Source organism: uncultured Stenotrophomonas sp. (assembly GCF_945952405.1).
Classification (GTDB): Bacteria; Pseudomonadota; Gammaproteobacteria; order Xanthomonadales; family Xanthomonadaceae; genus Stenotrophomonas.
Genome location: NZ_CAMFIA010000012.1, coordinates 56885 through 83631, shown reverse-complemented (window position 1 = coordinate 83631; position 26747 = coordinate 56885). Strand labels below are relative to the sequence as shown.

At 63.4% G+C, this 26747-nt stretch carries 28 protein-coding genes; 5 read left to right on the top strand and 23 right to left on the bottom strand.

Translation table 11 applies throughout. From position 1 onward, the window contains the following. The first annotated feature begins 74 nt into the window (after window positions 1-74). Together Q0P60_RS13695 and Q0P60_RS13690 are read left to right on the top strand one after the other, a co-directional pair. Window positions 75-1049, top strand: a complete 975-nt coding sequence (locus Q0P60_RS13695; protein WP_294994315.1) for a site-specific integrase — start codon at window positions 75-77, stop codon at window positions 1047-1049. Window positions 1050-1106: 57 nt separating this feature from the next. Then, window positions 1107-2096, top strand: coding sequence for a tyrosine-type recombinase/integrase (locus Q0P60_RS13690; protein WP_294994312.1), 990 nt, complete (start codon window positions 1107-1109; stop codon window positions 2094-2096). A 692-nt stretch (window positions 2097-2788) separates the two neighbouring features. Here Q0P60_RS13690 and Q0P60_RS13685 read toward each other — a convergent pair. After that, window positions 2789-3322, bottom strand: a complete 534-nt coding sequence (locus tag Q0P60_RS13685; protein WP_294994409.1) for a hypothetical protein — start codon at window positions 3320-3322, stop codon at window positions 2789-2791. Window positions 3323-3588: 266 nt separating this feature from the next. On the opposite strand from Q0P60_RS13685, the gene Q0P60_RS13680 reads away from it, so the two are divergent. Further along, a complete protein-coding gene (locus tag Q0P60_RS13680) occupies window positions 3589-4479 on the top strand; it encodes a hypothetical protein (protein ID WP_294994309.1) in 891 nt (296 codons plus the stop codon). Between the two features lie 693 nt (window positions 4480-5172). On the opposite strand, the gene Q0P60_RS13675 is transcribed toward Q0P60_RS13680, so the two are convergent. Beyond that, window positions 5173-5583 (bottom strand): hypothetical protein, encoded by a 411-nt coding sequence (locus Q0P60_RS13675; RefSeq protein ID WP_294994306.1) that lies wholly within the window; start codon window positions 5581-5583, stop codon window positions 5173-5175. A gap of 732 nt (window positions 5584-6315) precedes the next feature. Between Q0P60_RS13675 and Q0P60_RS13670 the strand changes: the two genes are divergently transcribed. After that, a complete protein-coding gene (locus Q0P60_RS13670; RefSeq protein ID WP_294994303.1) occupies window positions 6316-6594 on the top strand; it encodes a hypothetical protein in 279 nt (92 codons plus the stop codon). Window positions 6595-6672: 78 nt separating this feature from the next. Here the strand turns inward: Q0P60_RS13670 and Q0P60_RS13665 are convergent, their stop codons facing one another. Together Q0P60_RS13665 and Q0P60_RS13660 are read right to left on the bottom strand one after the other, a co-directional pair. Further along, window positions 6673-7101, bottom strand: coding sequence for a BLUF domain-containing protein (locus tag Q0P60_RS13665; RefSeq protein ID WP_294994300.1), 429 nt, complete (start codon window positions 7099-7101; stop codon window positions 6673-6675). Between the two features lie 274 nt (window positions 7102-7375). After that, on the bottom strand, window positions 7376-8152 hold the full coding sequence (locus Q0P60_RS13660) for a thioesterase family protein (protein WP_294994297.1): 777 nt from the start codon (window positions 8150-8152) through the stop codon (window positions 7376-7378). 217 nt (window positions 8153-8369) lie between these two features. Between Q0P60_RS13660 and Q0P60_RS13655 the strand changes: the two genes are divergently transcribed. Further along, window positions 8370-8510 carry a hypothetical protein gene (locus Q0P60_RS13655; RefSeq protein ID WP_294994294.1) on the top strand — a complete coding sequence of 47 codons (141 nt, stop codon included), beginning with the start codon at window positions 8370-8372 and terminating at the stop codon, window positions 8508-8510. Here the strand turns inward: Q0P60_RS13655 and Q0P60_RS13650 are convergent. The 19 genes from Q0P60_RS13650 to Q0P60_RS13560 form a co-directional block, all read right to left on the bottom strand. After that, the gene (locus Q0P60_RS13650; RefSeq protein ID WP_294994291.1) at window positions 8507-8977 is read right to left on the bottom strand and encodes a hypothetical protein; all 471 of its coding nucleotides are present in this window, start codon (window positions 8975-8977) and stop codon (window positions 8507-8509) included. The genes Q0P60_RS13655 and Q0P60_RS13650 overlap by 4 nt on opposite strands. Before the next feature lie 2 nt (window positions 8978-8979). Beyond that, window positions 8980-10143, bottom strand: a complete 1164-nt coding sequence (locus Q0P60_RS13645) for a hypothetical protein (protein WP_294994288.1) — start codon at window positions 10141-10143, stop codon at window positions 8980-8982. A 68-nt stretch (window positions 10144-10211) separates the two neighbouring features. Further along, window positions 10212-14894: a host specificity factor TipJ family phage tail protein gene (locus tag Q0P60_RS13640; RefSeq protein WP_294994285.1), complete on the bottom strand. Its 4683-nt coding sequence runs from the start codon at window positions 14892-14894 to the stop codon at window positions 10212-10214. A gap of 50 nt (window positions 14895-14944) precedes the next feature. Beyond that, the gene (locus Q0P60_RS13635; RefSeq protein WP_294994282.1) at window positions 14945-15340 is read right to left on the bottom strand and encodes a peptidoglycan endopeptidase; all 396 of its coding nucleotides are present in this window, start codon (window positions 15338-15340) and stop codon (window positions 14945-14947) included. Further along, window positions 15340-15801, bottom strand: coding sequence for a DUF1833 family protein (locus tag Q0P60_RS13630; RefSeq protein WP_294994280.1), 462 nt, complete (start codon window positions 15799-15801; stop codon window positions 15340-15342). The genes Q0P60_RS13635 and Q0P60_RS13630 overlap by 1 nt, the downstream gene beginning before the upstream one ends. Further along, a complete protein-coding gene (locus Q0P60_RS13625) occupies window positions 15798-16154 on the bottom strand; it encodes a hypothetical protein (protein WP_294994277.1) in 357 nt (118 codons plus the stop codon). The genes Q0P60_RS13630 and Q0P60_RS13625 overlap by 4 nt, the downstream gene beginning before the upstream one ends. A gap of 58 nt (window positions 16155-16212) precedes the next feature. Then, window positions 16213-19800: a phage tail tape measure protein gene (locus tag Q0P60_RS13620; RefSeq protein WP_294994273.1), complete on the bottom strand. Its 3588-nt coding sequence runs from the start codon at window positions 19798-19800 to the stop codon at window positions 16213-16215. Window positions 19801-19861: 61 nt separating this feature from the next. After that, window positions 19862-20137 (bottom strand): hypothetical protein, encoded by a 276-nt coding sequence (locus Q0P60_RS13615; protein WP_294994270.1) that lies wholly within the window; start codon window positions 20135-20137, stop codon window positions 19862-19864. A 62-nt stretch (window positions 20138-20199) separates the two neighbouring features. Continuing rightward, a complete protein-coding gene (locus Q0P60_RS13610; protein WP_294994267.1) occupies window positions 20200-20442 on the bottom strand; it encodes a hypothetical protein in 243 nt (80 codons plus the stop codon). Between the two features lie 80 nt (window positions 20443-20522). Then, window positions 20523-20870: a hypothetical protein gene (locus tag Q0P60_RS13605; protein ID WP_294994264.1), complete on the bottom strand. Its 348-nt coding sequence runs from the start codon at window positions 20868-20870 to the stop codon at window positions 20523-20525. Window positions 20871-20873: 3 nt separating this feature from the next. Then, on the bottom strand, window positions 20874-21326 hold the full coding sequence (locus Q0P60_RS13600; protein WP_294994261.1) for a phage tail protein: 453 nt from the start codon (window positions 21324-21326) through the stop codon (window positions 20874-20876). A 66-nt stretch (window positions 21327-21392) separates the two neighbouring features. After that, window positions 21393-21731, bottom strand: a complete 339-nt coding sequence (locus Q0P60_RS13595) for a DUF3168 domain-containing protein (RefSeq protein ID WP_294994258.1) — start codon at window positions 21729-21731, stop codon at window positions 21393-21395. After that, window positions 21728-22129, bottom strand: a complete 402-nt coding sequence (locus Q0P60_RS13590) for an HK97-gp10 family putative phage morphogenesis protein (protein ID WP_294994255.1) — start codon at window positions 22127-22129, stop codon at window positions 21728-21730. The genes Q0P60_RS13595 and Q0P60_RS13590 overlap by 4 nt, the downstream gene beginning before the upstream one ends. Beyond that, entirely contained in the window at window positions 22122-22463 is a 342-nt protein-coding gene (locus tag Q0P60_RS13585) for a head-tail adaptor protein (protein ID WP_294994252.1), read from the bottom strand. The genes Q0P60_RS13590 and Q0P60_RS13585 overlap by 8 nt, the downstream gene beginning before the upstream one ends. Next, entirely contained in the window at window positions 22460-22939 is a 480-nt protein-coding gene (locus Q0P60_RS13580; protein ID WP_294994249.1) for a head-tail connector protein, read from the bottom strand. Before Q0P60_RS13580 ends, Q0P60_RS13585 begins: the two co-directional genes overlap by 4 nt. 3 nt (window positions 22940-22942) lie before the next feature. Then, window positions 22943-23335 carry a hypothetical protein gene (locus Q0P60_RS13575; protein ID WP_294994247.1) on the bottom strand — a complete coding sequence of 131 codons (393 nt, stop codon included), beginning with the start codon at window positions 23333-23335 and terminating at the stop codon, window positions 22943-22945. A gap of 60 nt (window positions 23336-23395) precedes the next feature. Beyond that, a complete protein-coding gene (locus Q0P60_RS13570; RefSeq protein ID WP_294994244.1) occupies window positions 23396-24649 on the bottom strand; it encodes a phage major capsid protein in 1254 nt (417 codons plus the stop codon). An 11-nt stretch (window positions 24650-24660) separates the two neighbouring features. Beyond that, complete coding sequence (locus tag Q0P60_RS13565; protein WP_294994241.1) at window positions 24661-25503, bottom strand: head maturation protease, ClpP-related; 843 nt, start codon at window positions 25501-25503, stop codon at window positions 24661-24663. Further along, window positions 25481-26743 (bottom strand): phage portal protein, encoded by a 1263-nt coding sequence (locus tag Q0P60_RS13560; protein WP_294994238.1) that lies wholly within the window; start codon window positions 26741-26743, stop codon window positions 25481-25483. Before Q0P60_RS13560 ends, Q0P60_RS13565 begins: the two co-directional genes overlap by 23 nt. Window positions 26744-26747: the final 4 nt, after the last annotated feature.

Here is a 26747-nt window from a genome sequence, read left to right as displayed (position 1 = left end):
AATTTCCGCGATCACCACGATTTGCCCGGAGTTGCCCGGCTGCTCTCCCCAAAAATTCCCCATATGATGCGGCCATGGCCAGCATCCAACGATCAGGGAACAAGTGGCGCGTGCAGGTGTACGTGGCGGGCGTTCGCGACTCCACTACTAAGCACACAAAGCAAGAAGCCGCGAAGTGGGCTCTTGAGCGCGAGGCTGAGCTGCGTGGCGGGAAACTGCCAGATAAGTCGCTGCGCGAAGCTATGCGCCGCTACGTCAAGGAAGAGGCGCCCAAGCGAGCGGGCGAACGGTGGGAATCGGTGCGCATCGCTTCTTGGGAGAGATCTCTGCCGCTTCTGGACCGCCGCATTGCGGCAATCGACAGCTCGGACATCATCACTTGGCGAGATGGAAGGCTTAAGCAGGTCAAGCCTGGGACGGTCGCTCGCGAAATGAACCTGATGCGGTCCGTATTCGAAACCGCACGTCGGGAATGGAAATGGATCAAGCAGAACCCAATGTCGGACGTTCGGTGGCCGCAACAGCCTAAAGGCCGCGCGCGACGCGTATCTCCAAGTGAGGAAGCCGACCTTATTGCGGCATTCGGTCTCGAGAAGGGTCTGTCAGCGGAGACGGCCACCCAGCGGACGGGCTTGGCTTTCCTGCTCGCCTTGGAGACAGCCATGCGATCAGGGGAGATCCTGTCACTGACTTGGCCGAACGTGCATCTGTCCGAGCAGTACGTTCACTTACCCAAAACCAAGAACGGCGACGCGAGGGATGTACCGCTTAGCCGACGGGCCTGCGAGATTCTGAGAACGCTTCCCCTTGGCTTCGGGTCCGTCTTCCAGCTCAAGTCTGCCGTGCGTGATGCACTCTGGCGAAAAGTCCGCGATTCGACCGGACATCGAGAGGTGCACTTCCACGATAGCCGTGCCGAGGCCATCTGGAGGCTCTCGAAAAAGTTAGACATCCTGCAGTTGGCTCGAATCATCGGACATCGAGATCTCAAGTCTTTGATGATCTATTACCACGAGCCCGCTTCTGAGATCGCTCGCCAGTTGGGGTAGAGCGCTCCTAGGGTGACCATGTGGACCGCAAGGCATGCCCTACTCAAGGTGACCGGAATGGCGACGGTGCGACTGTACTGGAGAGGAACGCGAGCCTACATCGACTGGACTGAGAGCAACGGCCGCTTTCGCAGGTCCATTGGGCAGTGCGATGCCCTTGAGGCGGAGAGAATTAGGTCCGCAAAGGAAGCAGAACTGACCCATGGCGTCCGGATCTTGGCGCGCTTGCCCAGGGTTCGCGACTATCTGGAGTGGTATCTGGCCTGGTATGAGGCCGAGCATCCGACCACCATCTGCAAAGCAAGGAGCGAGGTGAAGCGCTTCATGACGCGCTTCGGCCATCGACAGATCGACGGCATCCGCCCAGTCGAGGTGGAGCATTACAAACGCTCCAGGCTACTGGATGACAAGGCTGCAAAGGAAACAGTGGGGAAGGAGATTCGACGGCTCAAGGCGGCCTTCAACCGCGGCGTCGAATGGAAAGAGCTGGATGTAAACCCCCTAGCCTGCGTGAAGGCGCCTCGCGGCGTACGGAGCGTGGCGGTAAAATTCTACGATCGAGCGGCGATGCGCCGGTTGTATCGGGCAAACCCTACCCGGGCACCACTGTGGCTATTCATGGCCCACACCGGCCTGCGCCGCGGGGAGTTGATGGGCCTCGAGAAGTCGTCGGTGGTGCGCGGTAGGCTTCTAATTGAAAGCAATCCAGACGCGAGTGAAAACGGCCGGACGAAGTCGGGAAAGTGGCGCGAGGTCCCGCTAAACCGTTATGCCCGATGGGCACTCCGACATCTACCCGACCCATTGGTAAGCATCCATAAGGATACTGTCAGCGGCTGGTTCTCTTCTGATGCTAAAGCCGCGGGCATTGGCGGCAGTCTTCACCGCCTGAGACACACTTTCTGCGCGCACATGGTCATTGCAGGTGTACCTCTACGCCGCGTACAGATCCTTGCCGGTCACGCGGATTACGCGACTACTGAGAAGTACTACGCGCACCTGAACGCGGAAGGCGATGCCGACGCTGTCGCCAAGCTGAGGTTCTAATGTCGGCCAGCTCGCCGCCATACGGCCTGGAGCAAAGCGATATTATCGCATCGAACTCATGCGACCGATCTCTAGCTTTCGTGGCAGAGACAGCAGTGGAGCCCAGCTTCGACTAGGTCTTACTACTGTCCGTCGCCGGAGGGCTGCCGCGCCGAGCTTCTCCGTCTGCGGGCTAGTGTCCCGGGACGGTGGCTATCTCGCCATCTCAGCACTTCCCCGGCCACCCACGTGGCTGGCCGCATCGACAGCCTGACAGGGAAGTCGGGACGGCACGCGACCGACTCCAGCACGGATCTTCGGGTCAAGCCCAGCAGTTCGCCTACTACGTCCGCATTTATCGCCCTGAGCTCAAAGGGAACCGGGCTATCGTGTTCGTTCATAGTCACACCCGTTTACAACGGCTGGGGCGATCAGCCTAACCAAGAATACTGCCACTGTCGCGCACGAGAATTTAGGACTCGAATACCCTGTGCGGCAATGCATTTGAGGTCACTGGCGTAAAAGAGGACGGAGATGCAGCGCTTTCGCCGTCGGCGTCTTGCCCTTAGCCGGGCTGGGCAAGCCGTCCGTTCGAGCTTGTGCCCGCCTGTGCGGGATGGTAGCTGCCGGCCAGCGGCAATCCACCTGGCCTTTGCCGCCGCAGGCCGTAACGAGCCCCATTTCCGCTATTCATAGCCTTTAGCTGCATGCCACTACAAGCGGCTACCACCTACCGGCAAATAGCCGCGGCGTAGCTCGGCGCGCCCTGCCCCCACCCACATCTTCATCGGATCCTTCGCCCTGGGCTTGGGCTCCTTCAGCGGTCGGCGCGGCTCCAGCGCCTCCTTGATTCGCGCCAATTCCACCGTCCCGGCCTCGGCCAGGCGCCGGGCCTGTTGCTGCTGCTCTTCGGTCGGAGGCAGGCCGGGCAGCGGTGCGAGTGGCTCGGCCGGCGTGGTGTCCAGCAGTCGGGCCACGGCCGCGCGTAAGCGCATCTCCGGGTAGAGCCTGGCTGCGCACCAGCGCTCGGCGTAGCGCTTACCCTGGACGATGCTGGCGGCTGGTATTTCCTTGACCTGCCCCATCTTCCGGGCATCCAAGCGCACGCGCACAGCGCCATCCTTACCGCGTCTGATGTTGGCGATCTGTCGACCGCTCCACCACAGCACCCAGCTCTCCCCAATCTGGACCCAGCCAGAGGGGATCGGGGCGACGCGGAAACCTTGGTAGCCCTGGGAGGGAAGCATGGCCGGGAGGATACGACCGCCCGTCGCAGATTCTGCGAACGCGGCAGCGACCTGCCTGAATCGTTGGGGATGGGTGCCGGCGCGGCGCTGCTCACGCGCCCCGGGTTGAGCTGCCTGCAGCTTCAGATCGCGAGGTTCCAGAGTCGCATGCTGCATTGAGTAGGAAATTCCCTACACGCAACGAAGAATCGACTGATTGACAAATCCTCACTCAATTGTCAGCTTTCAATTAGCAATCGGCACGGCTTGGCTTCGGCGGAAAGAAATTGAAAAAGACCTTAATCGCAGCTCTTGTGGTACTTGCAGCTACCGCGGGCGTTATCGCGCTCACTCTTGGGAGTTCAAAGCGCCACGCTAGCGCCGAACAAGTCGAGACCGAAGGTACACGGTCGGCGATTCTGCACGGCGACGGACAGAAGCCCTACACATCTCTTATATCCCAGCGAAAGGTTGACGCGAAGGTCGTCCAGCCGTTGGGCCCGAAAGCATTTGCCATATCCCGTAGCGGCGCATTTCGCCCCAGTGGCAATGCAAGAGACTTCATCCTCTCTCGTATAGGTGCATCGGACGCTGGCGACAGCACGGCAACCTTCGAGATATATCTAGCCACCTTGGACTGTCGAAACGCAGGATCGCCCGACGAAATTCAGTCGGCCGCTCTCCTTTTGGCCAAATCGGATCAAATGAGCTCACTAGAATCATCAGATCAAAGGTTAAAAGAGTGCTCCTCGCTGCTGAAAGACTCAGCGCTGAACGTACCCGGCAAATGGCTACTCAAAGCAGCACAGCAGGGTTCCGTGGAAGCAATGCTGCTTTATGCCACCGACACCCAGTCAGCATTCGGCGGATCAGACGCTGCCATACGAAACCCTGAAGCCGTAGTTGAATGGAAGAAGGATGCTGCGTCATTCCTAAACACTGCGGCGAGTCAGGGTAGCGTAGATGCTCTGGTGGCACTAGGCCGCGCAAACACAAGCGGAATCATTGTTGAAAAAAATCCCACCGAGGCCTACGCCTACTATCTAGCGGCGAGAAAGGCGATGCCGTCAGCGTTCTCGGAAAAATTGCTCGATATGTACAGTGAGGAACTGAGCCCCGCCCAGCAGCAGGCGGCTATCAGACGTGCGGATGAAATTTACAGGAACTGCTGCCAATAACCAGAAAGGATTTCTGATGTCTCGTAGCACCAATGCAGTGCTTTCCATCGCGCTGGTGGCGGTCTGTGGCTGGGTCTTCTACGCGAAGGCAACTGAAGGGGGGCAAACTTATGGTCCACTACCCTGCTCAGCATGCCGCTTGGAAAGCCCAATGCCAGGCCCCGGAACACAGGCTTTCCTCGATGCGTGGGCTTGGGACGTTCGGCATACTATGGCGGTCTGGACTCAGATTGTGGTCAAGCCCAACGACAAAATCGTTGTCTGCAACGGAACGTCATGCGTCACCTACACGATGACCGACAGCAATAGCTACTTGGGAGGACAGTCGACACGTCAAACGTCATCCCCAGGTGCGGGCGGTGGCGGTGGCGGTGGCGGTGGCGGTGGCGGTGGCGGTGGTGGCGGTGGTGGCGGTGGCGCAAACCTTCCCGGCGGCTGCTTTGGCAACTGCGGGAAAGTAACCGTAGGCTCCAAATAACCTTCGACTCAAGTGGCGTTGTTGAGAAACGCAGGCTCCTTAGCCGGCAATTTCGAAAGAGTTCTCTGCAAGTGACCCTCACTTCGCTGCCCTTTGAGGCGGCGAAGTGTTACTTGCGGATTGGCGGTCGGTTCCAGTGCCCGGTGCTGATGTATGCGTAGTAGCGCGCTGCCTCATGTGGCCTTCTGATATGCAGGTCACATGGTCGCGGCAGATCAGTAATTCGTTACGTCGACCGCCATCACGATCCCGACCACGGCCTGGTTGGGCGAGCCGCCGGTTCCTATCTTCGGAATGGTGATGGCGTTGCCGAACAGGCCGTGTTTCCCACTGATGCCCTGCCCGTTTCCGATTCCCATCACGGTGAAACTGTTCTGGAACGTGCTGGTGGCCGGCGCGCAGATCACTCCGGCGACCGTCTTGCCCGTGAAGTCAGGAAACCTGTCCTCTTCCATACCGCCATTGGGAAAGACGCCGCCCACACCGATGATCCGCATGGGCTTGGAGCCCAGCGCATACGTCAGATGGCCGTTCGCATCCCACAATGCGAGATACTGCGCATCCTCGTTGGAGGGCGATCGAACACGTAGGCCCAGCCCTGCAGGCGCGCGGGCGTGTTCGTCCACAGCGTCAGTCTGAACTGGTTCGCACCGATCTCCTGAAGCTGCGGGAAGAATGGGTAATGATCGAAGCATGGGAGCAGCTGCTGGCTCGGCGCCACCGCATCTTTCAACTAGCTACACTGGAATTCGTTCCGCTTCAGTGTGCAAAACTGAACCTCAACAGCATTGCGCCGCAAGGGGTATGGGAATTTTGCGGAACGGATTTCCGCGACCTCTCGTGGCCTTGCCGGGGCTTATCCCATCCAGCCAAAAGGCGGGTCCAGGTCGGTCTTGGCCAGCCAGTTCCCCCGGACCCGATCCTGCCACGCAAGGATCTTTGCTACGTCCTCCCGCAATCGCTCTTCATGCCTGACCACCCACAGTTCGGCACCAGCTCGGCCCTGCTCATAGTTTGTGCAACACCGGAACGGACCGCCAGGCCCGTGCCGATGCCGGTCAAGCGAGGCTATCCAGATGCCGTCGTTCACGCGCTGGGCCATGGCCACTACCCACACCCCGTGGGAGGCGATCACGGTCAAGGGGTCGTTTGTCCGGCTGGCTGACAGCGTCGTCCAGTAAAAGTCTTGGGGAAGCAGCATGGTCGCGAGAATACAGCCGGCAGTCGCAGATCCTGCGAACGCGGCGGCGACCAGCCTGAATCGTTCGGAATCGGTGCAGGCGCGACGCGCGATTTACACGGGTAGAGGCACGCGCAGACTATTCTCAACGCCCCATAGGTGGCCGCCTTCGAAAATCATGACGATCACAACTGCTGCAATTCTCGATCGCTTAGAAGCCTGCGAGACTGATCTCGAGGCCCAGAGAGGCTACATCAAGGCCCTTGAGTACGGCCTCAGAGCGTTGATCATCACCCACCCTGATCCGACGAACCTGCATGGAAGTTGGAGCGCGCTGCTACCAGGAATTGCTGACGTGCATGCCGGCAACGGCAGTGCGATCTTCAGTGCTGCCTTCCAGCAAGCATTGGCGCTGCTGAGCGAACAGATCGAGCATGAATCTGCCAACAGGCGCTGACACCGTTTCCTGCAAGGCCGCACTCTAGGTGCGCCGAACAAGCCGCAGCCAAGCAGCGCAGCCGGGCTTAGCACTTCCCTACGCTGCGATCGCGTAGGGCTCTACGTATGCCACAAGGAGATCCATAGCCGTCAGGGGTGTCCCATCCCTGCCTCCACGCTGCGTGAAGCTGGTCCAGTCCGCCAAGGCCAACGCCTTAAGCTCATCGGGCTGCACCGGAAGCGATCGCATTGGCCAGTACGGCAGGCGTCGCTGCCCTACCCGCCCACGCGCAATCTCGATCAATCCCGAATGGCTCGTTGCCCCGACCGCTCTGGAGAATGCGACATCAAGGCCATCTGGCGGCCCCTCCATATAGGAAAGGAAACGCCGCCCGTCGAACAGCGTAATGCCAGTTACCCCTGCATTGCGGTTGAAGCGCTCGGCATCGGCCATGATCGTTGACAGGCGAGCCTGACTCAGCCCGCCATGGGCCTCGCTGACAAACACCACCGCCCTGTTGGGCATGACCTACTCCGGGCTCATCTGGGGACCCCGAACGTAGACCTGGCGGCGTAAGCGTCATGTTGAGGCCGCCGGATCGTTGTCACAGTTTCCCCGGTTCCTGCACGCCCCGGGCACGGCTGGCGGGGCTATCACGGCTGATCAGTACGTTGAGGATGCTTACTGGGCACGTCTACTGGCCAGCTTTGACTATGGCCAGAGCCCTACCCTCTGTCCACTGCACGTGCGCCGCCACCGCGCTGCTTGAAGCGCTGCTTAAGCAGCGACTGCAAAGGGTTCAGCCAAAGACTGCAACGGTCTGCGTGCTCAACATGACCAAATTGCCGTGAACGTCCCAGATCTCCATTAGTTGGAATGAATATCCATTCGAAGCAGCTAGGCTGCGTGATCGAAGCAAGAGCCATCCCGGCGTTCCTGCAGGGCCAACCAAGTCGATTGTCCAGTTCATCGAACTTATTGGGGTTGGGCCGGCAAACATTGCCATCGCTGCCGGCGGCAAAGAATCCCCCGTCGCCATGAGGGCGACCTCTGCTCTTATGCCATCGGCATCACGAAGCCGCACCCAGGCCAGAAGTTCAGGGACGGTGGACGATGAATCGGGGAGCGATTCTCCAACGAATCGAACATCGAAGTTTTGAAAGAATCCAGGCGGGTTCGCCCAAGCGATAGATTTGTCGTAGTCCGACGGCGGGCCTACGTCTGGGCGCTGAGCGCGCATGTGATGGATGGCACTTTGACGTTCCGCAGCAAAGCAGAAGGACGCCCTCACGGCTAATGCATCCGCCACATGCCCATCAACACCGATTTGAGTTACCGACTTTCCTCGGCGCAGCACCTCCGTCCGGAAACAGACTGACTCCGTGACCGGGCCGATGAACGATATCTGAGCTGTTCGCAACGGGGGCAAGTCCGTCGAGTGCTCTTTCATCGCCAGCTGCAATGCCATCGCTGCGGAAAGACCTCCATAGGCCGTACGCCCCTGCAGCCAACTCTTGGGAATGGCGCATGGAGTGCCACTGGAAATGGTATCGAGAGTCAGGGCAAGAGAGTTCATGGGGACTGGACGTTCTTCCATATGTCACTCATAACCTTTAGCTTCGCGGCATTGATAGGTAGTTGGCGCATACGCCTCAAGCGAGGCCAGTCTTCCTACTTGTTCCGAGGCCTGACTGTCCGGGAGTAGATTACTCCAGTCGAAATGAGGCGCCCATAGGGTCACTTCTCCAGGTGAGGGGGACAGCAGCAGCGTTTCGGCCGACGTCCACGACCGCATGCCTGTGTGGCTGCAGATCGGCCAGATCGATGAGTGGATGGCGGCCAGCAAGCCGCCGGCCACGGTGGAGTACCACTTCAGCTGCGCATTGAACACGCCGCGGAACAACCGAGAGGACCTGCTGCAACAGGTGGCTTAGAGAACTACGGCAGGGCTCCCGGTCTCCAGCGGCAGCTCGGCCCTCTCGGGCCAGGCGAAGGCCTCCGGCTGGGGCAGCAGCGCTCGCACCTGGTCCCAGGTCTCGATGCCCGTCGGCGGCGCCAGCACCAGCTGCTCCAGTTGCTGGTTCACGGCATCGCGCCAGGCCACCATCGCCCGCGCCTCGAGGCGATACCGGCTCACGCCGCTGTTGTAGTAGCTGGCGCACGATTCGATGCTGTCATAGCCGCGGGCCACGGCCGCGCCGCGCATCCACGTAAACGCCTGGTCGCGGATCGCGCGGAAGTGCTCGGGCGAGTGGAGCGCATAGCTCGGCCCGATGGGCGCCGGCGTGTTGCCCTCTTTCAGCCAGAGCTGGTACTGGTCCCACAACCAGGTGCCCTCGGAGATCCACGACTGGCGCTCGGGACAGTAGACGACGGAGGGGTCTGCAGTCAGTTGGTACATGATCAAAGCTCCGCGTCGGCAAAGCAGTAACTGGCCACAGAGGTGGGCGCGCGCCCGTCCATGCTGAACCAGGTTGTGGAGCCCCGCGCGTTCAATACCGCCGGTGCGATCGAACTGCCGAGCACGGTCAATGTCGGAACAACGCGCTTCGGCACCTTGTAGGAATACGGCGTGTAGTTGGCGCCCTGCGAATCGGCGATGAGGCCGATGGGCTCCCCATACCGGTAGCAAAGCAGCAACTCTGCCCCTGGCGGCCGCCGCGCAAAGGGCGTTGCCACCGCCCCGGCTTCCCACTTCATTTTTCCGAAGTACAGAGAGCCTGTCTGCAAGCCCAGCCCGGCGGTGCGCGCACTGAAATCCGAGCCCGCCGTGGTCCAGATGGCGACCACCGCTGCACTACCTGCACCTGCCGTCTTTCCTGCGATGGACGGAAGCGTAACGGTCTTGGTGATGATGTTCAGGCCAGCGGCCAAGGTGAACACCTGTGGAGCAATTCCCAGCACGGTTGCCGAGCCACCTGCCCCGAAGGTCTGCGCAAACTCAACGGCGATCTTGCGCCCAGCTGCGCCTGGATTGAACACCCTGAAGCTCAGCGTGGATGGCACGTCTGCGAAGGTCCGGCAATCCTCAACGCGTTGTTCAAACACCTGATGCGCGCCGCTGGCATTGCTGTTCCCGGTGAGCGTGACGAAAAGGTTGCTTTCACTGGCCGGGAAATTGACGTCGCCAAGAGACAAGGCGTTCTTGGCAAAGGACTGGCCGGTCACACCGCCCTGCTGGATGAACCAGCGATCAGGACCGTATACCGCCGTAGCGGTAAACGATGTTCCCCTCTGCCAGACGTCAAAATCGCCGTTGATCAGCGCGTTGTCACCCAGCATCCGGCCGCGGAGCCCATCAACCCGCAGATCCAGGGCAGCATCGGCCTGCTGGCGCGCCAGCGCCTCGGCCGTATCCGCCTGCTGTCGGGCCTGGCTCTCCTGCTGCAGCCCCAACTGCAAGGCTGCCACGTCCTGCCCCACCCCACCGGCACCGGTCTCCAGCGCGTGCAGCCTGGCTTCTGCGTCATCAGCGTTGTCGTTGAAGATGGCAAAGGCGGTGAACGCGTCATCGCCGTGACTACCATCCGGATTGAGTGTCGTCTGGTCGGTTTTCTTCTGAGCCATTGCTCTTGTCCCTTTCCTGATGCGCGGGCATGGCAGCGAGCCCCGAAGGGCCCGCTGCCGCTGCGCGCTTAGCTTTCGATGATGTTCAACACCGCAACACTTGGCAGGGCTCCGACCACAGACGCGGGAATGTCGTAGCGGGTGCCACCGGTGAAGTCGATCTGCATGCGGTACGGCACGTTGCCGGTGGCGTTGGACGTGTCGGTGATCGACAGCTGCGGCCACTCCCAGGTCTGCGTTGTGAGCGTGCGGTTCGAGTCGGGCTCATAGACGTTGACCGAGGAGGCGGTAATGCTCTGGTCCGACAGCAGCGTGCTATCCCGCCACAGGCGCAGGCGCATCGTGCCTGTGCGGGTGGGCAGCGAGGCATTGCCGAACGAGACCGCCTCTGCACTTAGCCGTGCCCAGCGCAACACCACCTTGGGCCGCCCCTGTGACCCCGCGTGCATTACGCTCAGGTAGGTAGCGCTGTCCCAATTGGCGTTGTTGAGATTGAACTGGCCGCCGCTGTTGATCGCACCCGCGCGGAGAGCGCCGCCAAAGTACGCGTTGCCGTCCATGTCCATCCACATCGTGGCGTTGAGCTTGGACGCATTGGCTGCACCGACGTTCGGGCCGAAGTAGTCCATGAGCCGATCAGCCGGCTTGCCGAACCCGACGCCGATGATGCGCTGAGCGTTGGCACTCCACACCCGGTGATAGCCATCGCGGATCTCGATCCCGCTGGCCGCGTTAGGGGTCAGGATCTCGAACTGGCTGCTCACGAACCGCGTGGCCACCGTGTTGCCGTCGTTGTCGATCTCCATGCCGCCAATCAACGGCCCCTGGCCGGCGTCGGCGATCACCTTCAGGTATGCCCGGGCCCGGACCGACTGCAGCCCCTGCTCGGTCTGGACCACGCGTGCCTCCATCCCCTGCACGACCTGCGCACTGGCCTTGCCACCCAGATCGGCCTTCACCGACTCCAGCTGGCCAGAGACGGCCTGCAGCCCTCCCTCGGTCTGCTCCACCCTGCTGCTGACCTGCCGCAGGGCATCGGCGGATGCCTTTCCCTCCAGCTCGGCCCCGACATGCTCGATCTGCTCAGCCTGCGCGGCCTGCTTGGTGGCGATCACCTCGATGGACTTGGTGGTCCCAGCCTTGAACGAACCCAGTTCGGCATTGGTGGCATCCACTCGCTTGGCCACCGCCCGGTCACCTTCGGCCATGACCGACTGCCAGGTGCGCACACCGGCGCGCACGTTCATGTCGCCGGCGTTCCAGTCGCGGTCCCCGGCGTGCTTGTAGCTGAGCTGCGCCTCAAGCGAGGTGGTCCGCTCCCCGACCGCGCGCACGCCGCCCTCGGTTTGCTCCACGCGCGCGTTGACCGCATCGACTGCCTCGACCGAGGCCACCTTGCCGTCGCCAGCCGGCATTCGGGCGAGGATCGCATTGATGCGGCCGGCCTCGGCGGCCAGGTCGGACGCGTTTTGGAACGACATATCGATGGACGCGGCCAGCGCCTCGCCGACGCCGGCGAAGTTGCCGATCAGCTGCCAGTCCTCCGGGCTGAGCCCCGGCTCGGCTCCGGTGCTCTCCCGCAGCGCGCGGTAGAGCTTGCCGCCGTGCTTGACGAAGTCCCCGGCCGGGTACGTCTTGGGCGCCACCCAGTCGTCGGCCTCGGTGATATCCGACACGATGGCAGCGATGGCATCGGCATGGGCAATCGCCGCATCCCGCGCCGCATTGGCCTTGGCCGTTGCGTCGGCCGCGGCCTGCTGCGACACGCGCGCATCCTCGTTGAAGCGGTCGACCTTCTCCTGGTCGATCTGCCGCTGCTGGTCGATCATCTGCTGGACCGTCGTATCGAGCACCTCGCCCAGGTTCTGGCCAAGGGTCTTCATGACCACCCGGCTTTCCGTGGACAGCTCGCCCGAGGTATTCACGCTGCGGCAGGCGAAGGTCCAGTCGCCCGATTCCGGAATGACGTTCTCGAATGGCGCGGTGTGGTAGCCCGTCTCGCCCACCGGCGTCATCGCGTGCCAGTCCGGCGCTGCCACCTTCCCCGGCATGTACCGGATCTCGACGCCGGCAAAGTCCGGCGAGCGGGTGGTGCTACCCAGCCAGCCCCAGGTGTAGAGGCGCACGCCGCCGCTGCGTTCCTCCACGTCGAACAGGTCCACCAGCACCGGCGGCACGTCGGCGCCTTGGGTGGCATAGGTCACCGTCACCGCCACGCCGGCCTGGCCGTCCGGGCTGTAGGGGCGAACCGTGATCGGGTAGACGCCGGCGCGCGGAATGCGCCAGCTGGCTGTGCGCGTCGTGGTCGACGCGACCTGTTCCAGCTCCGCATTCTGGTCCAGGTCCGACAGCACCCGAATTTCGCCCACCGGCCCGGAGATATCGAAGGACGCCTGCAGCTCGGAGAACACCGTGTCGCCCTGCACCACCTGGCGCTCGGTGATGCGCAGATTGCTGGCCACCGGCCGCGTGCCGAGCTGCGAGCCGCTGTCGGGCGGGATGTACTCGCCCGTCTTGACGTAATGCCAGTATTCCGGCCCCTCGGCCACCACGTCGACCGAAGCGCCCTTAAGGTCGTTCTCCGGCTGGATCGCCACCACGCGGACCCGGTAGCCCGGCGTCTGCTTGAAGTCGTAAATCCAGATGGTGTCCCAGGCTGGATTGCCCTCGCTGTCGCCGGGCAGCGCCGCATCGGTCGGCCACGGATCGGCCAGCACCAGCTGATCGCTCTCACCGGTGAACGGGCGCACCCGCAACACGCGGTACACCCGCTCGCCCGGGATCCGCAGACCGATGTAGGCGCTTGCCTGCGCGCGCCCAGGCACCTGCACGTCCAGCTGCAGCGTGACCGCCCTGCCCGGCCCCATCGTGGCCGACAGCACCTGGCCACCGAAGCCCCACTGCGTCAGGTCGTGCTGCAGCGCCAGCACCGACATGCGGCCATAGGCCAGATGCTCAATGTTGGTGCTGTAGCTGATCGACTTGTACTGGTAAAGGCTCTGCGCCAGATGCCAGCGCGCCAGGGTGGCCGCGTGCGCCTCGCTGGTGACGCCCTCACCGGTCACCTGCGCCGGGTTGAGCATGGTAGACACGCCCGGCGCGGGAACGCGAAGGGTCCGGGCCTCCCAAGTGGCCCGGTCCAGGTAGCTGTACTCGATGCCGTCGGCACCGTTGGCCAGGGTGTACTCGACCTGGAACTGGCCCTTCTTGATGGTGGCCATGTTGACCACGCCCGAGAGCGGCTGCTCATCGGCGGCCCACACCACCGCCAGCCGACCCTTGGGCCAGGCGATCTGGCCGAAGCCGGCCAGCGCAATCGCATCCATCACCGCCTGATGGTTGCGCTTGTCGGTCACCAGGTAGTCGTAGGTGAAACCATTGGCCGCGCAGTGCAGCATGAAGGCCTTAAGGGCTTCCACGTCGATCTGGCTGTCGGGTAGCCCCATGCCGCCGATCCGCACGCCGGCCGGCGACTTGATGCCGCGGGCATAGGCCAGGATCTGCGCACCGGGGTTGCTGCTTTCCTCCGTGACCCAGCCGATGGCGTCGCCCTTCCACACCAGGATCGGCAGGGAATGCGCCACACAGCGCAGCTCGTCGGGGCTGCCGTTGAGCTGGCCGGAAGCCTTCATCCGGATACCAATGCGCGGGATGCCGTCATAGCTGGCGGTGTCGGCCATCACGCTCACCAGGTTGGTCCAGGTGAAGCTGGCCTGCGCGTTGTTCCCGTCGGTGTTCTGGCCGGTGGTGCGCACCTGCACTTCGTACTGGCCCGGCGCCACGTCCAGCCCGTAGGTGGCCCGGCGCGACTTCTGCGTGCGGCCGGACACCGAATAGGTGCCGAACGGGCGCCAAGCGCTCTCCCCCACGGCGCGGTACTGGATCTGGATCTGCTCCCGATTCTCGTACTCGCGCCCCTTCGAATCGGCGTCGAAGATGCGGAAGTCCATGTTCACCTGCAGGCGGATGGCACCGGGCGCGCTGGTGCGCTGAATCCACTTGCTCGGGGTGTGCTTCGGATCGCTGCTGGTGTCCAGGATCGTGCCGCCGTCGACGCTTGCGGAATTGCTGTAGAGCGGAATGGCCTGGCTGGGCATGCCCGGGAAGCCGTTGTGCCAGACCTGCACACCCTCGTAGGTGCTCAGCAGCGCGTCGCCGTTGTAGAGCGCTTCGACACGCCCCACATTCACACCCGGCGTAAGCACCAGCGACAGGTACTGCTCGTCGCCCTCGTAGTGCATGTACGGCTTGCTAGCCACGTCGGGGGCGATGCGCACGCTGCCGAACAGCAGTGACAGAGGCTCATAGGCGCGGGCGCGATTCCGGGGCGCCGAGATCGAGAACGCCGTATCCGCCGGCGCCGTCGCTGCGGCACTGGGCAACTTAGGCCCCAGCACTTTGTTGATGAGCAAGCTGCCGGCGACGTAAACCGCGATTCGGGCGATGGTCGTGCCCAGCGCCGTGGATGTGCCGATGCTGAAGCCCGCGATGGACGCGCCACCCAAAGTGAAGTAGGTAAGCGCGATCATCGCTACGAGGCGGATAGCGCTCTTGCCTACCACGGCGCGGACCTCGATCACCTGGCCGTGCTTCGGGTACACGTTGCACCACAGGTGGCGTTCCACCGGCCGGCCGCCGATGGTGACCACCCATGCCTGTCCGTCCAGCCCGTGCACATGGCGCGCGAGGAACCCATACAGGCTCTCCCCCGGGCGCAGGTCGGCCTGCAGGTTCTGCTGGCCGTCCAGCATCACCGGATGCGGGGTGATGATCAGTCGGCCGGCATCGGTTGGCGCTTGCATCAGGCCCATGCGTAGTAACCCTCGATTCGCAGCCCGAAGCCGGGCAGATCGCGCACCCGGTGCAGCACGCTGCAGCCGTTGCACTCGTTGCTGTGGAGAACCCAGCCCTCATGGGCCAGAAAGAAGAAAACCCCGGCATGGCCGGGGTTTCGGTGTCCCTGATCGATCATCAGAACAAGGTCGCCATCTTCCGGCGGTCCGTCCCGCCGATGCGCATAGGGCCGCGACAGCGCGCCCAGCTCGGCCGAGCCCTGCAGCCCGCGGGGGCGGCGCCCTGGCAGCGTGATGGCCCGGCCGAACAGCTGCTGCTGCACCAGCACCACCAGGTCGGCGCAATCGAAGTGATCGCCGTCGTAGGGAATGCCGACGAACCGTTCCACCTCTGCCGGGCGCATCAGAAGATGCCCGGCAGGGTGAACGGGTTGGCGCGCAGCGTGACCGCTTGCTGGCGGGTCAGGAAGTCCACGCCCAGCTGGGCCGACGCGGTGCGGCTGTTGACCACAACCTGCGTCATCGGCAGGTCGTAGCTAGCCTCGATCACGTTGGGGTCGGCCCGGTCGGTAATCATCAGCCGGGCGGTGACCAGCTCGCCAGGCTGCATCCGCTCCAGGTCCTCGGTAATCGAGCGGCCCACGTTGTCCAGCACCAGCTGGGCGCGCGGCGCCTGCCCGCCCATGTCGTCGGGCAGCTTGAAGCCGAAGGGGAAGCCCGTGTAGATCTTGCCCTGGCTCACCCAGTCGGCCGTGTCGTTGACGATGCGCAGCACCTCAACGAAGGACGGGGCGCTCAGTTCCAGCAGGAGCAGGATCCCGCTGGTGTCGTCGGTACGCTGCCGGCGCTCGGTGAATGTGCTCATCGCATGTACTCCAAAACCAGATCGCGCTTGGCGAATCGAAACTGAGTGTTGAGCGGCTGCAGCTTGCCGATCTTCCCGCCCTGGAAACGGGCGCGAATGATCCGACCGGTGCGGGGGTGCTCCATGTTGAACCAGCCAATGCGCTTGAGGTTGTCGAAGTACCATGCCTCGAAATCGGCCACTGCCTGCGCCGAGCGGAACTGCACCGACGCCTCGATTGTCTGGATGACATGGGTATTCAGCAGTCGCTGCCGCGGCACGCCCCGCTCCATCTCGGTACGCTCCACCGCAGGGTCGAACTCTTCGCCGTAGTCCGCGAATCGGATCTCGGCATAGCTCGGGAAGGTCTCCATTGCTCTTTGCCTCTTCTCTTTCAAATAGGTGGGCGCAGCGGTTCCTGCGCCCACCCGATTACCTGCCGCTGTCCTGCCACCCGTAGCGGGCCTGACCAACCCTGCCCCACGAACCACCATCCAGCTCCTCAGCGCCAATCTGAACGATCAGCTTCCGGATCTCCGAGCCATCGGGCATGGTCCGCGACTCCTCGCGCTGCTTGACCGGGCTTCCGCTGTAGTTGTGGATCTCAACCAGCGGTTCGCTCTGCCCGCTGGCACGCCTGCTCACCGCGACGCGCGTAGGCACCTGACCACCGATGCCGCCTGCGTCGTAGCCGCGCCGCAGCGAGGCACGCAGTGCGTGGAAGGCCGAAGGCCCGCCCAGCGCGCGCATGTCATCCTGGCTGAGCACACCTTCGCCCTTGTGGACTATGCCGGCTGGCTCCAGTCGCCCGCCGTGGCCGGTATAGCCGCCGCCATCGAAGCCTGGAACGATCTTCTCTCGCTGCACGGCGCCAACCGGGCCGGCGAAGGCGTTGAAGGCTGCATTGAACAGCGCGGACGTTGCCTGCTTGGCTGCGATCCGGGCCAGGTCGGCGATGATCGAGTTGGCCAGCTGGCTGAAGCTCAGCTTCCCGGTCATGGCGAAGTTCACCAGCGCGTCTTCCATTCCCTGGAATGCGTTGGTGAACGCCTGATTGCTCAGCTCTGCCGCATTGGCCGCCTGAGAGCGATAGTCCTCAAAGGCTCGATATGCGCCCAGCGACCAGTTGGTGATCGAACTCTGGCGCTCCGCCTGGTACTGCGCCTCCCGCCCCAGTGCCTCCTTGTGGTACTTGTCCAGCTCGTCCAGCTGCTGCGCGTACTGCTTGCTGGTGTAGCCGTTGCCGTTGTTGGCACTGGCGTTGCGGTCGTTGAGGGCGGACAGGCGGCGGTCGTAGTCTTCCTTGAGCTGCAGCTGGCGGCGCAAGCGTTCCATCTGCTCGCTGCCAGTGCCGATGCCGGCCAGGTCGATTGCGTTGCCCTGTTGCTGGGTAACGGCGGCTTCGCTCAGCTCCTTCCGGAGCCGCAGCATGTCCTGCGCTGCCTTCTTCGCGGACTCCTGCGCCGCCAGAGCCTTGCCCTGAGCCACCGCCTCTTCAAGCAACGCCTTGACGCGCTTCTGCTCCTCCTCGCTCAGCTTGCTCTTGGCCGAGGCCAGCTCGTTTGTGATGACCACCTGGAGCTTCTGCGCCGCCGTCATGTCGTCGGTCAGGCCCATCTGCTCCTTGTCGAGGGCAATCTGTCGCTTGATCCGATCTGTGATCGACGCGTACTGGCTCTCCTGGGCCTTGCCGTTGGCGATTCCTGAGCGGGTAGCCGCAGCGTTGGACTTTTTTTCATCCTCGAGCTGCTTCATACGCTCAAAGTGCGCCTTCTTCCGGGCGGCTTCAGCGTTGAAAGATGCCCGCTCCTGTGGTGTCAGAGCCTGGACACCTCCATTGTCGTTGATGACCTTGCCTTGCTCGGCCATCCATGCCGCGTACTCGCCTTTGGATTTCTTGATCCACTCGACCTGATCTTTCCAACTATCGGTTCGCAAGCCAGAAAGCATTCCTTGGATCGCGTTCCCTGCGTCTACTGCACGCCTGGCCGCCTCAGGCAGCGCTGCCAGAAACTCCTCCAGCTTCTCATTACCAAGGGCTGCCGCTGCCTTTGCAGCATCGAACAGCTCAGGTGTCAGGCGTGATCGAAGAACCGTCGACATTTCCTCGAACTTGGCTTGAGTCGGGGCGACCTCCTCTTGGAACTTTTTCAGATCCGCCTTCGCGTCAGCGAGGCGTTCCATGTCACCAACAATCGTGAGCCCCGAGCCCTCGCGCGTGGACGTTCTCCCTTGATCCACCAGCGCCTGATAGTTGCGGACAGCGGCCTCAAGCGCCCTCGCACGTTCCTCCGACTGCTTGATCTTCTGCGCAGCCTCATTCCATTGTCCGATGAAATCCTTAAGAGAGATCTCACTACCGAACTTTTGAAATCTCTCCGTAACATCCGAAATCTGGTAGGCCAGAAGACCTAGAGACTTGACCTGCTGTGCGTACTCCTCTCTCGCTTGTTGGGATTTGCGCACCATGTCCATGTATGCGATGCCCACACCACCAATGGCAATCGCTGCGGCTCCCCACGGGCCACCGGCCAGGGCGAGCAGCCCGCTTCCAGCACTGCGCAATCCGTTTGCCGCCATTCCGCCAAGCGATGACGCCGATGCTGCGGCGGCCTCCCTTCCCCGCGCCGCGGTGAGGTTCTTGGTTGCGACGGCAGCAGCCTCTTGGGCCAGGATAAGCCGCCCCTTCGCCGCGGTAGAGGCTGCATCTGCCCGTGCACCGGACAGAGATGCTGCGTTGTACTCCGCCTGCGCACGCGCCAGATTACGCCTGCTGACAACAACTGCAGCTTCTGCGTCCTTCTGCGCCCGAAGGTTCGCCGACAGCGTAGCGGAACCCCGTTGGTGATCCAACGTCCGCTGGGCCGCCTCGTAGGCAGCAGCGGCCATGGCCCGTTGTTCTCGAGCAGTATCCTGAGCAGCCGCTGCTTGGGCCTTCCATGTCGCCGTGAGACGAACGGATTCCCGAGCCTGATTGACCGTAGCGGCGGCCTCTCTGACGCGCTCCCGCGCGACGTTCGCCATATCCGATGCCTGGCTGGATGCAGCCATGCGATCAGAAATCGGTGCGGAAACTGCGCTATATGCCCTCCCGACACCGACGCCAACGAGACGGCCAGCAATGACACCCGCAGCCAACGTCGCCGCACCGGCGACATTCTCCAGGTTCTCGGCCATGAAACGAACGGACGAGATGGCAGCATCGCTGAACACTCCGCCGCTGGCCTTGACCTTCAAGTTGAACCAGGCCGTGGACAGTCGATTCAGCTCTGCACTCAGGCCCTTTGCGGCTTCCTCCGCTCCTGTTCCGGACGCCTCCAGCGCCTTGATCATCGCTGGAAGGTACTTCTGGACGCTCAGATCACCGTCTTGCAGTAGTTTGTCGAAGGACTTACCAGCAAGAGCCGTTCCTTCGTTCATCTTGGCAACCGCCTGCATGAAGCGAGGCACAATGCCAGGGATTGCTTCGCCAAGTTGCTGCCGGAGTTCCTCGGCCTGGAACTTGCCCTTGCTGAAGGACTGCCCTAGCGCCGTGGTGGCTCGCCCCATTTGCTCGCTGGTGAGGTGCATCACGGTCGCCGAACGGGACAGCTGCCGGAACAGCTCCTGCTGATCCTTCATGGCTATGCCGTTCGCGGTGGCGGCCGCCGACATGCTGGTGAAGCTCTTGCCAGCCTCCTCCAGGTTCAGGCCAAGGTCCTTCGCGGTCTGCGCGACGAAGCCGTAGGCCTTGTCTGCGGCCTGGGCCGACCCCGTAGCACCCATGAGGCCGTAGTGGATTTGCTGGATCGACTTCTGCGCATCCAAGAGTGCCAACACGCCACTCTTGACCGCTTCGAAGCCTACGAATCCAACCGCCGCCTTGTTGAGGTTCGCAATGGAAACCGCTGTGTGTGAGGCCTCCTTACGGATCAGGCCAAGCTGCTGCGTGGTAGTACGCGCAGAGTTGACCATCTCGGCACGGTAAGCGGCAGTGCTCGCGCGCAGTTGTACATCGATGGTCGCGGCCGTCGAGGTCATGAATTGCTCCAAATAAAAAGGGCCGCCAGAAGGCAGCCCTCAAAAGCCGGTCTCGGATTGTTCAGGGCTTAATACAAAGCCTGCGCAGGCTCAGGACAATGTCGGCGAAGCCATAGAGAAACGGTGCAGACAGAAGCGTCGTTGCCGCGAGAACGAACAATGAGATTGATGGGTGATACATGGCGTACCCGCCCACTGCAACACCTGCCACCAATGACAGATGCCCGGCTGTCTTGATCGCCTCGGGCAGGAAGCTGCTACCGATGCGAGCGATCTCCTGCTGCACGTCAACAGGCGCCGAAGTATCGGCTGCTTGAGAGTCCTGGCTACCTTCCATGCTCGACCTCACATAACGGGGCCCCAAGTATGCCTTTCCCCAAGCGCCGGCAACGCCAGCACTTAGTGCACTGAATTCCTGGCCGACGCTGCCTGGAACAGCTCGGCGATCTGCTGGGCTCGGGCAGCATCTTCTCCCAGTGCCCTCGGCGCCTCCCTGACGAGGAGGAAGTCCTTGGGGCTGGTCTCGTTGCCATGAACCCGGGCCAGCACGTCGGTCAGCTGGGCGAGCATGTCCTGCAGGGGCTGGTCCAGCGGTTCCATACGGGCAAACGCGTACATCTCCGTCAGCTGGCGGGAATCCATCCCCGCCAGCAACTGGTCAGGATGCGCGTAGCCAAGCCGCCACGCGATCCGAAACTGCAGCCGGCGCTCAGGCCGGCTTGTCAGTTTTTTTCGGCGGCCTCGATGGCGGCGTCGCCCAGCGCGTTGAGCTTCTGCGCGGCCCGGAACACGCGGTCCAGCGCCGCGGCCGACTTGGCACCCAGCTGCGCCACGTCCTTGTCGGTGAACAGGCGGTCGCCCTTGTCATCCACCAGGCACAGCGCCACGAACCGGGCGCGGAAGTCCTCGGTCTTGGTCTTCTCGCCGCCGTAGGTGTCCTGCTCCCACTTGTCGCGGTCGCTGGCCGACATGGTGGAGATGCGGACGGTTCCGCCCCACTCCTTGACCTCCAGGTCTTCGGTCTTGCGGTCCGAAGCGGCGAGGATCTGGCTCTTGTTCAGCAGGGTCATGGCTTACGGTCCGGTCGGCGGGATGACGATGGCGAAGTCACGCGGCAGCAGGTCCGCGGTGAAGGTCAGCACCGCGTTGGTGCCCGGGGTGACGTTGAAACCGGCCACCTTGCCCACGAAAGTGGCGGCATCACCGGTGGGGAGCACCATCAGGAAATGCAGGTCCTCGTCGGGATCGGCATCGCGGAGGATCTCCTGGCCCGCCGACTTGCCCACCGGCCAGCGGTGGCCGGCAACCTGCACGGTTTGGCCGCCGGCCAGGCCTGCGATGTTCTCGACCTGCGCGGACTTCAGGTTGGTTGCGTCCAGGGTGTTGGCCTGGCCCCGGCCGAACGGGAAGCCCGTCAGTCCGTCGACCTCGGTATAGCCGGCCGGGTCGTTCGGCGTGGTGGGCGCAGTGCCCTTCTTCACGTAGAGCGCAGAGTTCTGTGCGGAAATCGCTTCGTTCTTGGCCATGGTGGCTCCTTGGGATAGAAAAATGCCGCCCGTGGGCGGCCTGTTGGTGGCAGTGGTGGCGAGCACTCAGGCCCACACAGTCACGTCGAAACTGGCGCGGTGAAGCGAGGTTTCCGCCTCGTAGTCATCGGGGTTGTCGGTGATCTCACCGACCTTGAGCAGGTCCTGCAGATCATCCTTGAGTCGGTCAGCAAGTTCCCGGACAGCTCCCTTCTTCGGGCCCCACACATCGATCTGGAACACGCCTTTTTCGGCACCGGTGCCCGAGTTCAGCGTCGCGTGTTGTTTGCCGCCTGCGCGCTGATACGTCACGTACAGCAGCGGGCGGTCCTTTGGGGCCGGAAACGGGTAGAACGCCTTGGTGATCGTGTTTGCGGCCGCCGTGAGGCGAGTATCCAGACTCATGAGCGGGCCCTCCGCATTTCATCCGCAATCCCCTCGCCAAGAGCGTCACGCATGGTGCCTACGGCCTCCTCGGCCTTGGACTCAGCTGCCGGGCGCATGAACGGCCAGGCGGCCATCTTCGAAGTACCGTACTCGCCGAACTTGCCATAGAACGCCGAGCGCGGCACCTCAACAGCAAACCGCATCCAGCCCTGATCATCGCTGCGCTCCCGTACCCGGATAGAACGCCGCAGCTTTCCCCGCGCAATCCTGACGCGATTGCGTGCGTCGTTTCGGACCACGATTGCTCCGCGGCGCATGCCCTTTCGGAGCGCACGACGCGCGGCCTTGTCCGAAAGCGCCAGTAGCGCCGATTCCAGCTCGCTCAGGCCGGTGATATGGATATCGAAGTCAACCATGCTGCAACCTCGCTATCAGGTGCATGTCCAGCGGCGACTTGGAGGCGCGCACCGCGATCACCAGCAGTTGCTTGTCGGCGTCGCGCCCAGTTGTCCGCGCTACCCGCCATCCCGGCTGGATATCCTGGTTGACGCGCACCGTCATCCACCGAAGATCCGGAGCGTTCAGCGCACCGGCCCCAACCCCGAGCACAGCGCTTGTGCTGCGCAGGGACAGCGGCTCATCTGCTGCCCATACTTCGCCAGCCTCAGTGAAAGCTTCCACCTCTTCGCCGTAGTCGTCGCGCGTCGTGGTGGGCTTGAAAAGCTTGATTCTCAGGTTCTTGGCGCTCATGGCGTCATCACCCGCCGATAGGGCCGCAGGAGTGGTATCACGCCTAGCGGCAACTCGACGGCGGTGGCACCGATAACCACCGCGCCCTGGTTCTCCCACAAGTGCGCCAGGGTCAACCGGACGGCTGCAACCACGCTCGGGTTGACGACCATTCCCGCCAAGTCCCGCGACAACGCTAGGTCAGCCGAAGCCTTGCGTTGCCTCGCGACGGAGCGCATCGCCGCTGCCTTGGCCGCGTCAGGCTCAGAATCTGTGGCCGTCATGGATGCGGAGTAGGCCGAGGCAGCTGCCGCCGCAGCAGCCGGGAACGCGTCCAAGGCGCCGGCCAGTGCTGCCTGGTCGGAAAACAGAGACCGGTTTAGGTATGCCGCCGCCGCGTCTTCGGCCGATGCGAGCAGCGCCGCCAGCTCGGCATCGGCGTAATCCCCATCGACCCTGCATTGGGCGCGGCACTGCTCAGGCGTCAACAGGGGCATGGCTTACTCCTTCTTACCTTCGGCCAGTGCAGCAGAGAGCTTCCCCGCCCCCCAGCGCTTGTCGAAAGGAATGCCCGCAGCTTCCAGCTGCCCGATCAGCGATTCCTTGTCCGTCGCCGGAGCGGAGTCACTGGTGCTGGCCTCGCGTTCCTGGGGTTCGGCGTCGCCGGAGGCGGAGGTGGCAGCCAGCTGCACCTCGGAGGCAGACAGGTCCGGCACCTCATGGGCCTGGCTCTCCAGTGCGCCCAGCGGCGGCAGCTGCGCGGCCAGGCGCAGGGCACCAACCGACAGCGCACCTGCCACCAGCTCGGGCGGGCAGTCATCGCCGGCGGCGAACTGGACGGGATAGATCTCGCCTTCCGGCACTCCACGGAAGGGCTTGATGAGCTTTTCCATTGCGGCTCCTCGATCACAGGTTGGATGCCGGGCGGCGAGAGGCCGCCCGGCAGGTGGTGATCAGGCCGAGGCCGCGATCTTGAGGGCGCGCATCGGCTCGGGGTTGTGCACACCGCCGCCCACGCGCTTGGTGGTGTAGAACATCACGTAGGGCTTGTTGGTGTACGGGTCGCGCAGCACGCGCACGCCCTTGCGGTCATAGACGGTGTAGGTCTGCTTGAAGTCGCCGAACAGCATGGCGATTGCGTTGGCGGCCACATCCGGCGTCGCCGCCACGTCCTGCACCGGGAACCCGGCGAGGGTTGAGGGCTGGCCGGCCACGAGCGACGGCTGCCACAGGTAGTTGCCCTGCCCGTCCTTGAGCTTGCGCACCGCGCCCTGGGTCTTGCGGTTCATCGCGAACTTCGCGCCGGCCGTGAAGGCCGAGGGCAGGTCGTACACAAGGTCGATGATGCTGTCGCCATTGATGCCGGCGGCCACGCCGCTGTTCACCGCCTTGATAGCGCCGAACGGGTGCTTTGCCGCGTTGGCACCGCCATCCACGTAGGTCAGGATGCCGAACGGCTTGTTGACGCCATTGCCGGAGAAGAACCCATCGCCCTCCTGCTTTGCGAACTCCAGCTCGACCTCGCCGGCCAGCCACGCTTCCAGGTCGATCTCGGCGTCGTCCAGCAGCTGCTGGGTGGCCGCCGGATTGGCGTAGATCTCGCCCCAGCCGAAGCTCAGCGCGGCAAACTGCGCCGTGCCGGTCTGCGGACGCGGCGCGGCTTCGCCCACCCAGCCGGAGGCAGTGCCGCCCGTGTTGAACAGCTTGGTCAGGCCTTCGCCCGAGCACGGCTGGACCGTGGCCAGCTGTCGCATGTCCGAGACGATGACCAGGCGATCAGTGATCGAGCGGTCCCACTCGACCGGGGCCAGGTAGCCGCCTTCGTTGGCCGCGCCCTTGTTGAGGGCGGACTGGACTTCGCCGCGGCGGAAGTGTGCGCGGAACGCGTCGGTGTACTCGGCGTCCGCGACGCCACCGCCGCCGGCCGAACCGCCGCCCATCTGGAAGGCGGCCATCTGGGTGTTGGCCTGGTCGACCGCCGCCTGCAGGCGGGTAATGTCGGCGTTGATGTTGTCGACCTTCAGGGCCTGCAGTGCATCGGCGCTGCCCTTCTTGATCTCTTCCAGCTGCTTGGTGTGCTCGGCCTTGAAGTCGGCGAATGCCTTGTTCAGCGACTCCACCAGCGCCTTCACATCGGGCTGGCTGCCGCCGTCGGCGCGCACGGAAACGAGGCCGCGCGGAATGCGGCCGTGGGTCATCTTGGTCATGTGTTGGCCTCTTAGGCTTTGATGTTGTCGAGAAGGCCCTGCAACAGGGCCGAGGTTTCGTTGCCGCCAGCGCTCGGCGTAGCGGACCCGGCAGCGCTCGGCTTGCCGTTGAACAGCGATTTCAGCGTGTCGCGCCGCATGGATCGGGAGTGACCTGCCTTGACCATGGCCGCCTCGACCAAGGCCAGAGCCTTGCGCCCACCCGATGCCTGCTTGGCATCCTTGGTGGCGGCGGCACCATCGAGCAGACCATCGGCAAAACCGTTTTCCACCGCCTGGCCTGCGCCGATCCAGGTCTCGGCGTCCATCATCCGCGCCGCTTCGGCCTCGGTTACACCCGAGCGGGCCGCGTAGACCTTGGCCATTGCCGTATCGAACGGCTCCAGCAGCTTGGCCGCGTCGGACATATCGTGCCGATTGCCGATGGCCACCGCCCAGGCGTTGTGGATCATGAGGAAAGACCCATCGCCCATCAGGATCTCGTCGCCGGCCATCGCGATCACCGACGCCGCCGACGCGGCCAGTCCCATGACCTGGACGGTCACCCTGCCCTGGTGCTCGCGCAGCAGGTTGTAGATGGCGACCCCCTCGAAGAAGTCACCGCCAGGGGAGTTGATGTTCACCACCACGTCCCTGTCGCCGATGGCACGAAGGGCCGCGCTGATCCGCTTGGCGGTGACGCCGGTTCCCTCCCAGTTCTCGCCGATGGAGTCATAAATCGAGATGCTGTTCGCGTCGTTGCCCGCGGCGCGAACTTCGGGCTCCCAGCGTTCGAGAGCATCGGGCCGCATGTCGAACTGGGCGGCGCCGAGCCGTCGCTCGGCACGGATTTCAGGCAGCTGCCGGAGGCTCATTGCTCTTTCCCTTCTGTGTCATGGGGTTGATCAGGTCATTTGCCCCGGGCTGATCCGATTCGGGGTAATCCAGCAGGTCGCGGACCTCGTTCTGTGTATGGAACGGTGCCGTACCACCCGAGCCCAGGGCGGCCTTGAAGAAGTCGGCCTGATCCTTGAGCGTGCCGCGCATCAGCGCCCGCACGTTGAACTTCGGCTGGTAGCGTTCCAGGTCCCGCTCGTCGATTAGCGATCGCGCGACCGCCTGCTCCCAGTTGGTGAAGTGCTCCAGCATCGTGTACTGCAGGAAGAAGATCCCCAGCTGCTCGATGCCAGTGCCCCAGCTGGTGTCGCTGAGGAACAGGAGCGGTCGGGGGACGCCGTAGAGCCTGGCCACCTCCTCCACCTGTGCGCTGCGGTTCTCGACGTGCTGGGCTTCCTGGGCGGTGCTGCCGAACTTATTGGCCTCAGCCCCCTCTTCCAGCAGCATCCATCGCTGCGCCGCGCTTGCGCCCGCATACTCGGTATCGAGTGAGGTTCGCATGCGCTCGTAGGCCACATCGCTAAGCGCATTCGGCACCTCAATGGCGCCGCCGGCCATGTTGCCGGTCTCGAAGATCCGGCTTGCTGCCCGTTCCGCATCCAGCGCAAGACGGATGGCGCGGTCTGCCAACTTCATCCTGGACAGGCTGGTCACGCCGTCCACGGATAGGTCGCGGATGTGCAGCACTTCCTCCTGCTTGAGGATGACCTCGCCACGCTTCTTGCTGTTGAACCGGTAGAGCATGCGCCAGTCGTCGCCAAGCTCAGCCCGCACCGCGAGGGAGTCCAGTGGGATCAGGTGGATTGGCCGGCCTGCTGACCACACGATCCGTGCGTAGGCATCCCCGTGCCTCTGCCTGGCCAGCTCCATCTGCCGCTTGAACTCCAACGGCGTCTGCCACGGGTTTGGCTTGATCTTCAGAAGGCGGTGCGCGGGATGCTCGGTGGCTATCCGCTTCTTTCCGCCAGACTCGACCAGGTTCAGCGGCAGCATGCCAATGGTCCCGCAGATCAGAGACAGGCAGCGGAGTACCGCCATGTTGCGCATCTGGTAGCCACCGCCGCCGTGGCCGCCCTGTGATCGGATGAACTCCAGCAGTGCCGGATCATCCATTCCCGTGAACTGGCCGGCCTCAGCGCGTGCACCTGGTGGCGCCGCCGGCGGTGGATTCCAGAGCCGGTCCAGCGACTTAAGGTCTTCTTCGTTGAACCTGGACATTGCG